The following is a 13,498-nucleotide window of genomic DNA, read 5'->3' as shown; positions in this document are numbered from 1 at the left end:
ATTACAACACGTTGCATTTATGTTGTAGGTGTATTATTTTGCCACCGATAATAATAAAGAAGGATTTTGTGTGTTGTTACTAAGGACTATCTCGCTATATTTTTTGCTGATTTTTTTGCTTTGGGGCTGCGCGGTAGATAAAAGACCTGATCATTATATCTCAGCTATTCCTGTCAGCCGCTCATTGGCTGCGCATGCAAGCCATCTTCCACAGCACAGTCAATTACAAAATGCGCTAAAGCAGCGAAACCTCATCATCTCAGAGACGGGTGAAATACTGCCTATTAACCAAAGTGTTTGTAATGGGGCGCTGTTTTATCGCGTTACTGACGCTACTTTTCCACAATATGTCGGTAAACATCAAGACTTACTCTCGGGGTTTTATATTGATGTTATAAGAGTTAATAACGACTGGGTAGTCGTTGATACTGACAATGATTTTACTCAGAGCCAAAGGCGGCTCACTTTACCTGCATTGGCGCTAGCGTTAACGCCAAAGCTTATGAGGCATGATGCGATCATCATTAGGCCTGAACCTGAGACAAGGCTCTCAGATCTAAAACAGTTGCTTCAATCAGCTAAAGCCCAATTTCCACAGCATTCATTGCAATTTGTGGTAGCAGAAAAGTATGTAGTGCAAGTCGAAAAGTCTGGCGTTAAAGGCGTATCAGACAGCCCTGCTCAATCTCATCCCTATCTTGCGGCAACATCGCTGACTTCAAATGCGCGTAAGCGAGTGCTCATGACCGTCGATAGTTTTGATGTCGCCGAGCCAATCGCCATCATCGTTGACACCCAGCCATTAACAGCCTGCATGCAGGCCAATAAAAGTGTGGTACTTGCACCAACACAAAAAATTATAGCGCCGCCATTGACTGTGGATGCGGTGTTACTTGCCAACGTATTGCCGTCTAATGCCGATTTTAACCGTCTCGATGAGCAACAACGGCTACTGAGTGACGGCCAATATTTAACGATTGATAACCAGCAGCAAAGTTATCCGCTGAGCAATAAAATAGACACCAATCGCTGTCGCCAGTTAACGCCCGGCGATGAGCTTTATCAATACTGCATAGATAGACAACAAGATGGCGACACAGCCGTTACCACTCAAAAATACATCATGAAGAAACAACAATAATGAACTCAAGCAAGTTTTCAAACCATGTAAAAATAGTGCTGTTACTGTTGCTCTTTGTGGTTTATGTCTGTTTAGAGTTATCGCTAAACATCTTACTCATCGATATGTACGCCCAACCTATTCAAGCGGTCTTTGGCGAGCATAGAATCACTGCGGAGAGGTTAGAGTTATTTGGTCGAACCCTTTCTGGATTTGGCTTAGCACTGGCTGTGGCCACCTTTATCCCGGCGACGTTGTTTAATCGACTTATTCGCGATGAAACAAAAAAGGTAGAAGCGGGTAAAACACTGGACCCCAAAACCGCTCAGCTTATCAATGGGGTTTTCCGCCCGTTGATACTGGTATTGGTCTGGGCCATAATTATCCCTTGCTTGAGGATCGCGGTTGATGGCGTTGTCGATACCACGTCAAATGATAAAAAGCTCAGTGCAGTCAGAGCCATTGTTTATAAAGAAGCCTATTTAGCAGAAACGGTCGCGATTGAAGGTTTCCCCGAGTTTGATGACATTGTTAGCGACCCTAAACGCAAAGATTTAATGGTGGCATTAATTCCCTCTCTGGCTTACTTCTCAGCAGGATTCAATAAGTTGATTGAATCTAACCTCGAAAATATGGCCGACCAATTTCTACTTAATCGTCAAGAAGTGGCTTTTATCACTGAGGCCATTCCGCGTATTAGGCAGTTTGACCGTACCTATAAACAAGAGTTGGCTCGCTATCAAAAAGCCAATAAAGCGTATTTAGTGGCGCTCAAGAAAGAGAATAACTACAGCCTGATTGAGCAAGAGCGGGTGGCGTTACTGAACCAGGCAAATGACAGTATTACCAATCATTGGAAAAGCTATTCGCAAGCGCTGCTCGACGCCGATAATTACCGTAAGGATGTGGCTGAAGATGCTAATAATCCGATAAGAAAGGGCTATAGCTCAGTCAAAGATGACTATTTTAGCTCAAGCTGTAAATCAGATTGCCGCCAACAACTTAAAGTCGACTTTGCTAAGTATCTAAGCACACTGAAATACGACACTGGAGAATCCTTTGGTGTTTACCTGACGGCAGATGATATCACCGTTGCCAAAATGCTTAAGTCAAAGTACTACCTTATGTCGATGTTCGAGCGTGGGCGAATTAAGTACATACACCGGCTGTATGGTATTCCTGAAGAGATGGAGTACGAGCAATATAATGACTCACCGCAAGCGTTAACGGTGGCGGTTGATGTCTTTAACAAGCAGGGCGTTAAGGTGGCTAACGATTGGACATTGAGTGACCAAAGAGGATTACATCAAGCCATTGAAGCCAAATATAAAGGCCGCGCCAAAGCGTTGTGGAATGAGTACCGCAAAAACGCTCGTTTTTCTGTCGCAAAACCGCGTCTAGACCGAGTTGGATTTGCCCGTTTACCGCAGGTGACTAAGTACGCTAAAAAAACACTGGGTAACTACTATTTAGCCGAATTCACCCCCAGTATTTCAGAGCGAAAATACAAGAAGCTGTGGCTCGCTAAGCAAGATAACATCTCCTTTATCAAAATGGTGACCTCTACGGCGGCCACTGCGGCTTTCTCACCTGGTGGCAGTATGTTCATGCTGGGTAAAGACGCTGTTAAGCTCGCGGTTATTCCGCCAATGAGCATAGCTGCAAGTTTATTGGCTATCTTTTTGTTATTTATCAAACTGGGTGTGTATTTGTGGTCAAAAAGCAAAAGCTATCTCACTCTAGCGATGCTTGCTGGTGCGATTGCTTTTGGGGTTCCGGTGGGCGCCTCTGTGACGGACAAAAATGCTTATCACGTTATGATGGGGAATTTTGCTGAAGCCTTCAGTACTGTTGACCCTTTCGATCGATTTTTCACTCTTGGTTTTGGTTATGTGCTGGATGTTGAAAATGGCATATTCCAAACTTATCGGGATCTTAGTGTGGTAAGGCTGGTGGGCCAAATCATCAAATATCGCCCGCCTTATCAACCGCAAGAGTCAAATCAACCGGTTGAGACAATTGCGCTTGAACATGAGCAATATTTTTTAAGAGCTTATGACGATCTTGCTTATGCGTGGTTATCATTTCTGCCTAAGCATTACGGCTTTGGTGAAGTGATAAAACCGTTCGACACCAACATTACGGTACTGAAGCAAGATATGAATGTTGGTGCTTATATTGGGGTTCGATTGGAAAATGAAAAAGTGGCAGCAGTTAATATGCCTAACTTTTTACAAAACTCTGATATTGGCTTGCTCGCAGAGCAAAAGTTTTTCTATAAACCGGATGTGGTTGGACTGGTTTCTGAGTTTGCTTCTAATTTTGACGATCCTCAATATTGGCTTCAACTAGGCCAAGGTGATGTTGGCAAAGAGTCGTTAATACAGAAGCTTGAAGTTAACATGACCGCTTATCTTAATCATCAGCCATCCACGTTATCGCTGCTGAATACACTGCATAAAAAGGGTCAAAATAATTTAATCTTACTTGAGCTTAAACGTACCAAGAAATACCGCTGCTTTGTACTTGGGGTCGTTGATGCCCAGATGATCAGTGACTCGATTAACGTTAATTTCTTCGATTATGAAGAGCTGCCTAAATGTAAGGCCATCCTATGATAAAAAGTATTACTATTTCGATTGTTGAATGGCTGGCAGAAAACCTAGTGCTGCTGCTCCTTGTCGGTGTTTTATTTATTGTCATTCAATTTTTTAACTTACAAGAACATCAAGCAATAAGTGATGCGGCTAAGCACGCTGAGATTATAAAAATTAAACTTTCACTGATTACGGAACAATAACCATGACCACGGAAACTAAGCCTAAACGGTTCTCTTTCAAGTTTGATGTCTTTAGTCTAATGACGTTGGGAGTGGTGTTATATATGGCCTTTAGCGCGCATACGACCAACATGAAGAACGCAGAGAAGTTAAATGGGTTACTGAGCAAATATGAGCAAACGCTAGATGCGGCCATTGCTAACGATAAAGTGACATTGGATCGCTACCAAAAAAACGTGAAAAAAGCAGTGCAGTCATTGTCGCCAAAAGAGCGTCAGTTGATGTTAGCCTTACTTGAAATTGAACGGAAGAAAGAAGCACTTTAAGCATTAAAGACAAGGTGTCGATGACGCCTTGTTCTTGCTAGCCGGCAAACGTGAGCGTGCACTCACGACTGTGCAACCGCTATTTGATATGCTTGAACTTCAGTTCGTCAACCAAGCAGGTGATAGTTAGTTGGTGAAAAATTAATCAAGCGATATTCAAACCAGCTGTTAAGTCTATTTATCAGCCAGAATGACTCGTGTGTCGACAGGCTGCATTCACGCTATTGAGGTTAATCGCCAGCTTAACAAGCTCACTTATCAATCTGTCTCTGTTCGAAGTTCACTGCTCATATTAATGAATTTGATGTTCGCTAAGCAGCAGAATAAGTTCTTTTTGTCATTTTAAATAACTGGCAGACAGATAATACGAACCTAAAAATCTCGAGGTCAAACGACAGAAGGTGTACGTCTTTTCCGCTAGTTACCCCTTCCACATAACAGAAAAGTCGAGTTAGGTGAGTTTATGCTGGCATATTAACCGATTGAGTCGGCTTAGAGCTGTACGCATTAGGGCAAAAGTGTCACTATCGATCATCTAAGCTGAACGATTGCCCGTTAGAGCGTCATGGGTGGGTATATTTTATATTAAGATGCAAATCGCGAGTAAGCTATTGGGCCACACCCACCTGTCGATAGACAGAGCTCTTAACAATAGCCTGTATCACTGCAAGCAACTATTTCTACTTAAATGTCAGGGACTGATATTTAAGTATCTAAAGTGCTAAGTTAGTAAAGGAGATAGCACTGCTTTCAGATTAAGACTGGCAAAAGATGTTTAATCGTTTATTTATTAATAATAAAAATTACAAGGAACAATATGTTACAGCTAACTAATTCTGTTTGCGAAGCCCTTATTTGTGGTGTTTGGCGTTTAATCCCAGTGGAATCAATTCATGGGGTTAATAACGTAATGCGTAGATGTCCAGAGTGTCACGCATCTATCAAGTTAATGAAGGGAAAAGAAGGACAACGTGCGTATTTTGAGCATGAAAAAAGAAACCCTGATTGCAGCCTTGTGACGTCAAAAGGGAAAAAAACTCTGTATGTTCATGCGTCAGTTAAAGTATCGGAAAAGGATAGAGAAGATAGTGAGAAACTTGAAGATCTATTATCCCTTTGTATCGGTAATGACCAAGTGATCAACGACGGTGACATTGGTGAAGATCTTATCGATGCGTGTGATTCGCCTTTATCTGCTCTAGAAAAAAGACATGAAATAAATGCTCGCGTAGGCCAAGGTCAATTTAAAGAAGAAGTGATCAAGGTATGGGGCAGTGAAACCTGCGCATTAACACTGACGCCTGTAAAAGAGATACTGGTTGCTTCACATATTAAAGCTTGGCGCAATTGTGAAAATACCGCTGAGCATTTAGAAGGTGCAAATGGCATTTTGTTGTGTGCTCATATTGATAAGTTATTCGCTAAACATCGCATCACCTTTAAAAATGTTGGGCGTGAATTTAGATTGAAACTGGCTGATGATTTAGACAGATCACTGATGACTCAATTGGGTATCAATGAAGGCGATGCACTCGCCACTGGCAGAATGAATGCCGCAGACCTTGAAAAGTTTGAAGATTATTTATCTCAACACCAAAAGATTTTTAATCTGTTAAATGAAAATAATATTGTTTAGACCCAATAAATAGCACAACAGTTACTTTAAGTTGGTCTATTTGTTGTTTTACCTACAACCGAGTTGATAAGCAGTCAAATGAATAGGCCGGTCATGATAGCGGCCTGAGTTTTTGAAGCTTGGTTATGGTTAAACCTGCTATTTTGGATGTTTGAGGATGCTCATCAAGCTTTTGTCGATGATGCCATTGCCTGAACCTAGTTCAACATACGCTGGTCTTGAAATACGCCCTTTTATCACTGTGTTAGTCACACAGTGAGGAGGGCTTTTTTGTATATGGACCGGCAGGATTGATTAACATTGAGCCTGTAGCGTTAGCTACTCCAATGAATAAAGTGTTAAAAACGACTCCTGAGGCTAACCGCTTCACTTGAATGCGTCGTGGTGATGGGTTTGTTGAACTGCACCGATACGCTTATCGATAACCGTGTAGTGGACATTATTGTAGGACTCAGTTTCTGATGAATTTCTCTGTTACGGATAATTTTGACAGTAATATCATCATCGGCACTATCAATCCCCCCCTTTCATATGTGTGATAATCATCATTATTATTAGTGACTTGATGGAGATCATGTCTTTTTAGAGCCTTTATACTTTAAACTACATCATTATGGGTATTACTCTATGTTGATACTTTTTATTTACATCAAGAATAATTATAAAAGCAATATTTTGCTGGACTGTTTTAGGTCTTAATAGGGAATTATTATGTCTGCTTTAATAGCTCAAGCGGAGAATCGCAGTATTCAAAGCTCCAACACACAAGGGACGGGTTTTATTCAGCAAGTAAGGTCGGTTCGGTTTCAGCTCAAATTAATTGTTTTTCTTACGGTTATCTCTTTTATACTCCTCGGGTATAAGGGGATCACTGGCATGCAAGATGCGGGAGATTCTATCGAGGAACTTTACACTCAGGGCATGCAGCACAGCATTAGAGCGGGTAAAGTTCTTAATGAGCTCGCAAGTGCACGCAGTGGGCTTTTGCTGGCATTTCAGCATGACCCGAGTAGTAAGTTCTCAGATATGCATAATCACCCACTTGAAAAGCACATCAAGGCAACCCAAGCCTCTATCGTTCTGCTGCATCACATCGTTGATAATGAGATTTTAAGCTCTCCTCTTGAGACAGACGAACGTGAGCAAATTAATCGATTAGCAGATCTACTGGATAAGGTTACCATTTCGGGATTTGAGCCCGCTCTCGAGGCATTAAGACGCGGCAATTATGAAGAGTCGAATCACATCTTACTGACTCAAATTAACCCACTGTTTAAGAATATTAATACAGAAGCGCAGTCATTTTTGGAACTACAGGTAGCCGAAGGGAAAGAAAGTTTTGAACTGTCTAAGGACAATATGGCTTTCTACATCTTATTAGTCGCGATGTTTTCCAGTATCAGTATGCTGGTGATCAGTATCAGTTCTACTCTTATTATTAGACGCGTTAGCCAGGCGGTAACGCAGCTTGAAAATACCGCTAACGATATCGCTAATGGGGATCTGACCAAACGTATCAATCTGGGTGGCGATGATGAATTTTCACATATTGCAGCGTACGTGAATCAGATTACATCCAGATTTCAACATGCGGTACAAAATACCCATGATTCGACGTCTAGATTGGCAAGTTCGGCCGAAGAAAACTCCGTGGTATCGACTCAGACTCAACGTAATGTGGTCGATCAACAGCAACAGACCCAGCTGATCGCAACTGCCATTCATCAGTTTTCCGCAACAGTGCGTGAGGTGGCTCAAAGCGCAGCAGCCGCTGCAATGACCTCGGAAGAGGCGAACACCGCAGCCAGTAATGGTCAAGCGATTGTTGATGAGAGCATTAAGGTGATTGAAACCCTATCTACAGAGATGGACGATGCAACCGAGGCGATGAAGCTCCTGTCGCAACATTCAGATGAAATTGGCTCTGTGGTCGATGTTATTCAGGGGATCTCCCAGCAAACCAACCTGTTAGCACTCAATGCCGCTATCGAGGCAGCCCGTGCCGGTGAGCAGGGACGAGGTTTCGCGGTGGTGGCCGATGAGGTGCGTAATTTAGCCAAACGGACGCAGGACTCCACGGAAGAGATCCAAAAGATGATCCAGCGTTTACAGCAAGGTGCTCGTGATTCTACGGTGATGATGGAGCGTGGGACTGAGCAAGCGAAGTTGAGTGTCGATAAATCGCAGCAAGCCGGCGATGCACTGCAGCAAATTATAGTCAGTATCGAACAGATTAACTCTCTGAATGCGCAGATTGCAACGGCTTCCGAGCAGCAGAGTTCGGTAACCGAAGAGATAAATAAAAACATCATCAATATCAGCGATATCTCAGATCAGACTGCAGCTGGAGCGGAGCAGAGCAATGTGGCCACCCGGGAGTTAGCTATCCTAGCGGAGTCGATGCAACAGCAGATCGCGCAGTATAGAGTGTAGTTATTCTCATCAGAAGTACTAGGGGCTGTTGATCTTTCGAGCTTAGTTTTTGTTCGACTCTTTGTCGTAAAGAATCATGGTTTTAGTACAAGGCTTGAGCTTCTTGCTTAGCTGGCTAAGTAAGAAGCTTGTAACGCACTTTAGTTGTAAAAGAATAGAAGCATTGAAATGAATTCGAAGGGCCGCACTTCTTGGCTATTTTTACTGTGTTGCCGGCTGTTTGTGGAGAATGACTAAACGATATCGCTGCCGCCTTGCCAAAATAGCCAATAAACTGCGGTAAAAACAACCGTGAAAGATCAACATTCCCTAATTGGCTATGTAAGGCTTATGGGTACTTCAAGCTTCGCTTGCTAACCCAGCGTAAAAACTTCGTCGCAGTAATCCATAGCCTCAAATATTAAAATTAACGCTCTACACGATCAGTCAGTACAGTCGTTAGATTATTGCGGCTTTGTATCACTAGCGGGGCAATCGCTCTGCTGGTGCGACTATCAGCATCTATGGTAGCGGTTCGCTTGCTTTGCCCTGTTAAGTTGGTAAGGTATTGTTCATAAAGAAAATCAAAGCGTTATTGTTCTGAAGTGTTCATGATGATACACCTAGTATAAGAGACTTACATAAGGCCTACTCTCGTCAGTATTTAGGTTGGGAAGTAGAGATGGATTTTATCTTTCTACTGCCAAACACTCTTTATTCATGCTTGGTATTCCAGATTGAACTCGTCACTGTAGTGGGGGAGTCACAAACACCAATTTTAAACGGACCAAATAAAGTGAGTGTTTATGCGTCCCTCAACTTTTGAGCCAGCAATGCTTAGTTGCTTAAAACAACGTTTTAGTATCAGGCACTTAAGGATATATTAATGAATAATCTTCACACTTACATTGCAGTTACAAAAGGTGAGTTGAACGGGGTGAAATTAGAAGCCTCGGAATCATTTGATAAATCATATACCGATCAAGGTATCGTCGTTAATTGCATCGAATCAGTATTTCATTTCAACAATGGGGTGGTGATGAAATGTTGTAATGAAGCTGATATGTTGGAAGAGAATGAACAAATATGCGCAGAGTGTTGGATATCATATGAAGTGATTTCCGAATCTGACGATACGCATATATGTCCTCAAAGAAAGACGTTCTTAAATCATTGCCAAGAGGCTTTTTGGCTGAAAATTAACAAGCAACAATAGGCACGTAAAAAGCGAATCAATAAGGACAAAAAACAATGGACTGTTTTCGTTGCTCAATATTCGCCCATTAGCAGGGCATTTTATGCTTCATAATTGAAGGTGTAGACGAAATAATGAACTCGCACATACTTAAACCACGCGCTAAGGCCTTCGATTACCTGTTTGATTCAGTGGTCGTCACTGACTCACAAGGCATCATTACTGATTGGAACAAAGGTTCTGAAGCACTCTATGGCTACTCCAAAGAAGATGCTATTGGTCAATCTGTTAGTATGCTCCATGTTCCAGAGGACACCGATCACATCACATCAGAAGTGATATCAGCGGTGGGAGAATTGGGGCAATGGACTGGTGAAATCAGGATGTTACATAAAAATGGCGATATTGGCTGGATCGAGTCGATGTGTGTCCCTATTTATGATTCAAATGAGCAGATGGTCGGTGCGCTAGGGGTCAATCGAGATATCACCAGTCGCATAAAAGAAGCCGAACGACTTCAATACCTCGCACATTATGATTACCTCACAAAAATCCCTAATCGTTACTTGTTGTTCGACCGTGTGGAGCATTTAATTGCACAGTCTAAACGTCATAAAATGAATTTTGCGCTGCTTTATATTGATTTGGATAAATTCAAAACGATTAACGATACCAAAGGTCATACTTTCGGAGATCAGGTCTTGATAGAAACCGCGATACGCCTCAAACAATGCATTCGTGGCTCAGATACCGTCGCCAGAATAGGGGGGGATGAGTTTGTTATTTTGCTAGAAGAAATGGCGAATAAGAATGATGTTTCGATAGTCGTTGCAACTTTAGACAAGGCATTTAATAAAGCATTCATTGTCGATGGTAACAATATTGAGGTTTGTTGTAGTGTGGGGGTCGCAATCTACCCTGACCAAGGAACCACGATGGACTCATTGCTCGCAACTGCTGATAAAGATATGTACCAAACCAAGCGGCGTGATCGCGATTAGCTCAAAAAAGCCTGCACATGGCAGGCTGATGCTTGTCTGATACCGATAACGTCAGCAGACGTTTAAGCTTGAATGTACGTCATGCTCACTAAGTCGACACGTTATCCAACACCACATCGTCTCCAATAGCGTGCAGTGCCTCTGTTAATTTATCCTCATGGCTGGCATCTTTAAGGCCTAAATCAAACTCAGCCCTAAACAGGGCGATACCTGTGTGGCTAGCACTCTCATATCGAGTACTCATGTGCTCAATATTGATCCCTAGTGCACTGATCTTATTTGAGATCTCGTGGACTAAACCCGGTCTGTCATAGGCAACTAGTGAATAACTGAGGTGGATATCTTCATTGGTGGCTTTCTTCGTTTTTGCGTAAGTTAACGCAACACCTTCTAAGCATTCTAAGCTTTCAACGAGTTCATCCCACTGTGCCGAAGGCACCTCTAATAATAGGATTGCAGCAAATATGCCATCGATGTGGCGTAGCTCAGAATCTAACCAATTACCGCCGTGTCGGCTTACTGCATGGGCTATTTGCTCTACTAAACCTTCACGGTCCATCGCTTGTAACGTAACCAGATACCTTAACATATTGATATAGCTCCATTAATTAATAAGTTAACCACTGTAACACTAGTGTCATTTTTGCGTAATATAATGCACAGCATTAGAATATGTCAGCGTAGTGCTTATTTGGTAACACTACAGTTAGCATAGTCGTGGATACAATCCCAGTTTATTTTACTGGCTTTTAAATAATCGAGGTTCTTAATGGAAACTCAGGTATCTCAGCCTGGACCTGCTGCAAAAAACCTATTGATAAACAATGGTACATCGCGCAGAGCAATCATGGACAAAGCTGCCCAAATAGGTGTCACCATTGGTGGAACCATGGTATTTGTGGCCTTGCTACTGATCTTCTTTTATCTACTTTATGTGATTAAGCCGCTATTCGATAGCGCTGAGGTCACACCGGTTGTAAGTGCTAAATATCATGATACTCAACCAGCGTTAATGGTCGGTAGTGATGAGCAGAATGAGATCATGTACCGCGTATCACAGCTAGGTAAAGTGGACTTTTTTGATACCCAAACATCACAACTGATCCGGACTGAGCAGATTAATACGCCTGCTGGCTCTCATGTTGTGAGTAGTTCAGTTGCCATGCCAAGTGAGCAGCGCTTTGCATTAGGGTTGAGTAATGGCCAAGCGATTATTGCAGGGGTGGAGTTTGGGGTTACGTACCCTGATGACAAGCGCCTCATCACACCTAATCTTCGTTTCTTAAATGGAAACGCGCCGCTGACCGTGGATACTGAAGGTCATGCACTTAACCATTTAGTATTTGATGTTAGCAGTGACAAAATGAGCTTTGTTTATCAAGACAATGACAAAGTATGGCGCATCTCTCGCCAAGAAGGCGAAGAGAACATGATGACCGAAGAGGTTGAATGGGTGACGTACACAGGCATTATTCCTGATGCTCCCGTCAACGTACAACAGAGGTTGATGACTCCCGATCACCGCCAATTAATTTTGAGCTCAGATAACAAACTGTTTGTTTATGATATTCGTGATGCCGAAGATGTGAGCTTACGACAAGTACTTGAACTCGGACGTGCCAAAGCCAAAGTGACTAATGTAAGTTTGTTAGCGGGTGCCAGCTCTTTGCTTGTCAGTTACGACAGTGGTTTGGTGCAGCAATACTTTCAAGTTAATGGTGAACAAGGACGTCAATATCAAGAAATTCGTGACTTTAAAAATAAAGCGGGGATCAAGAGTGTCGCGTCAGAATTCTATCGTAAGAGTTTTGTCACCATTACTGACGAGGGTAATTTAAGCCTGCTTTATACCACCAGTCAGCGTGAGCTTTTCTCTGAAAAATTTAAGCTTAAAAACCCAGGTACAATCGGGTTTAGCCCACGTTCTAACGCGCTGGTTGTGGAAGCCGACGGCAAACTCAACCTGTTTAGCGTATCCAACACCCATCCAGAAGTATCGTGGAGTGCGATGTGGAGTAAGGTTTGGTATGAAGGTTATCCAGAACCTAAATATGTGTGGCAGTCAACTTCAGGTTCTGACGACTTTGAAGCAAAGTTAAGCCTTATGCCATTGGCGTTTGGTACGATGAAAGCGGCATTTTATGCCATGCTATTTGCCACTCCGTTGGCCATTGCGGGTGCGATATATACGGCATATTTCATGTCTCCCAAAGTACGTGCGGTTGTTAAGCCAACCATTGAAATTATGGAAGCTTTACCGACGGTTATTCTGGGTTTCCTTGCTGGCCTTTGGCTCGCACCGTTGATTGAACATAATTTGCCCGGCATTTTAACCCTGCTCATATTATTGCCCTCCTCGGTATTGTCTACCGCATTTGCTTGGCATAAATTGCCCGCTAAGTGGAAGCAGCGCCTACCTGATACTTACCAAGAGATTATGTTAATCCCGGTGATTTTGTTTGTTGGTTGGTTCTCGTTTGCGATTAGCCCAGGTTTAGAATCTGCGTTCTTTGGTGGTGATACACGTATGTTTATCACCAATGAGCTCGGCATCACCTTTGACCAACGTAATGCGTTAGTGGTGGGTGTTGCAATGGGCTTTGCGGTTATTCCTACTATCTTCTCAATTGCAGAAGATGCCGTGTTCTCTGTTCCTCGTCATCTCTCTAACGGTAGTTTGGCACTGGGTGCAACAACGTGGCAGACCTTAACGCGGGTGGTGTTGTTAACGGCAAGCCCAGGTATTTTCTCTGCGGTAATGATGGGATTGGGGCGTGCAGTAGGCGAAACCATGATTGTATTAATGGCAACGGGTAACACCGCGATTATGGAATGGAGTGTCTTCGAGGGAATGAGAACCCTGGCTGCCAACATTGCTGTTGAGATGCCTGAGTCGGCCATTGGTAGTTCGCATTACCGGGTGCTGTTCCTGGCCGCCTTTGTACTGTTTATCTTTACGTTCTTCTTCAACACGATTGCAGAAGTGGTAAGACAACGTCTACGTGAACGCTATAGCTCACTGTAATTGT

General features: G+C 42.9%; 10 protein-coding genes. 9 read left to right on the top strand and 1 reads right to left on the bottom strand.

Going from position 1 to position 13,498, the window contains the following annotated elements; all coding sequences use genetic code 11:
- Positions 1–70 precede the first annotated feature (70 nt).
- The 8 genes from CXF86_RS10710 to CXF86_RS10670 all read left to right on the top strand — a co-directional run bounded on the left by CXF86_RS10710 (position 71) and on the right by CXF86_RS10670 (position 10,469).
- A complete protein-coding gene (locus CXF86_RS10710) occupies positions 71–1,141 on the top strand; it encodes a hypothetical protein (RefSeq protein ID WP_102038950.1) in 1,071 nt (356 codons plus the stop codon).
- Positions 1,141–3,738 (top strand): hypothetical protein, encoded by a 2,598-nt coding sequence (locus tag CXF86_RS10705; RefSeq protein ID WP_102038949.1) that lies wholly within the window; start codon positions 1,141–1,143, stop codon positions 3,736–3,738. The genes CXF86_RS10710 and CXF86_RS10705 overlap by 1 nt, the downstream gene beginning before the upstream one ends.
- The gene (locus CXF86_RS10700; RefSeq protein ID WP_102038948.1) at positions 3,735–3,920 is read left to right on the top strand and encodes a hypothetical protein; all 186 of its coding nucleotides are present in this window, start codon (positions 3,735–3,737) and stop codon (positions 3,918–3,920) included. The genes CXF86_RS10705 and CXF86_RS10700 overlap by 4 nt, the downstream gene beginning before the upstream one ends.
- Before the next feature lie 2 nt (positions 3,921–3,922).
- Positions 3,923–4,225 carry a hypothetical protein gene (locus CXF86_RS10695; protein ID WP_102038947.1) on the top strand — a complete coding sequence of 101 codons (303 nt, stop codon included), beginning with the start codon at positions 3,923–3,925 and terminating at the stop codon, positions 4,223–4,225.
- An 817-nt stretch (positions 4,226–5,042) separates the two neighbouring features.
- Complete coding sequence (locus tag CXF86_RS10690) at positions 5,043–5,861, top strand: HNH endonuclease signature motif containing protein (RefSeq protein ID WP_101093308.1); 819 nt, start codon at positions 5,043–5,045, stop codon at positions 5,859–5,861.
- Positions 5,862–6,572: 711 nt separating this feature from the next.
- Entirely contained in the window at positions 6,573–8,294 is a 1,722-nt protein-coding gene (locus tag CXF86_RS10685) for a methyl-accepting chemotaxis protein (RefSeq protein WP_102038946.1), read from the top strand.
- 865 nt (positions 8,295–9,159) lie between these two features.
- Positions 9,160–9,489: a hypothetical protein gene (locus CXF86_RS10675; RefSeq protein ID WP_102038945.1), complete on the top strand. Its 330-nt coding sequence runs from the start codon at positions 9,160–9,162 to the stop codon at positions 9,487–9,489.
- Between the two features lie 113 nt (positions 9,490–9,602).
- The gene (locus CXF86_RS10670; protein WP_101093302.1) at positions 9,603–10,469 is read left to right on the top strand and encodes a sensor domain-containing diguanylate cyclase; all 867 of its coding nucleotides are present in this window, start codon (positions 9,603–9,605) and stop codon (positions 10,467–10,469) included.
- Positions 10,470–10,557: 88 nt separating this feature from the next.
- On the opposite strand, the gene CXF86_RS10665 is transcribed toward CXF86_RS10670, so the two are convergent.
- Positions 10,558–11,058: a glycine cleavage system transcriptional repressor gene (locus tag CXF86_RS10665; protein ID WP_102038944.1), complete on the bottom strand. Its 501-nt coding sequence runs from the start codon at positions 11,056–11,058 to the stop codon at positions 10,558–10,560.
- Positions 11,059–11,238: 180 nt separating this feature from the next.
- On the opposite strand from CXF86_RS10665, the gene CXF86_RS10660 reads away from it, so the two are divergent.
- Positions 11,239–13,494: an ABC transporter permease subunit gene (locus CXF86_RS10660; protein WP_101093298.1), complete on the top strand. Its 2,256-nt coding sequence runs from the start codon at positions 11,239–11,241 to the stop codon at positions 13,492–13,494.
- The last annotated feature ends 4 nt before the right edge of the window (positions 13,495–13,498 follow it).

Origin of the sequence: Shewanella sp. GutCb (genome assembly GCF_002836135.1) — a bacterium.
Taxonomy (GTDB): Bacteria; Pseudomonadota; Gammaproteobacteria; order Enterobacterales; family Shewanellaceae; genus Shewanella.
This window is presented reverse-complemented; position numbering and strand designations above follow the sequence as displayed.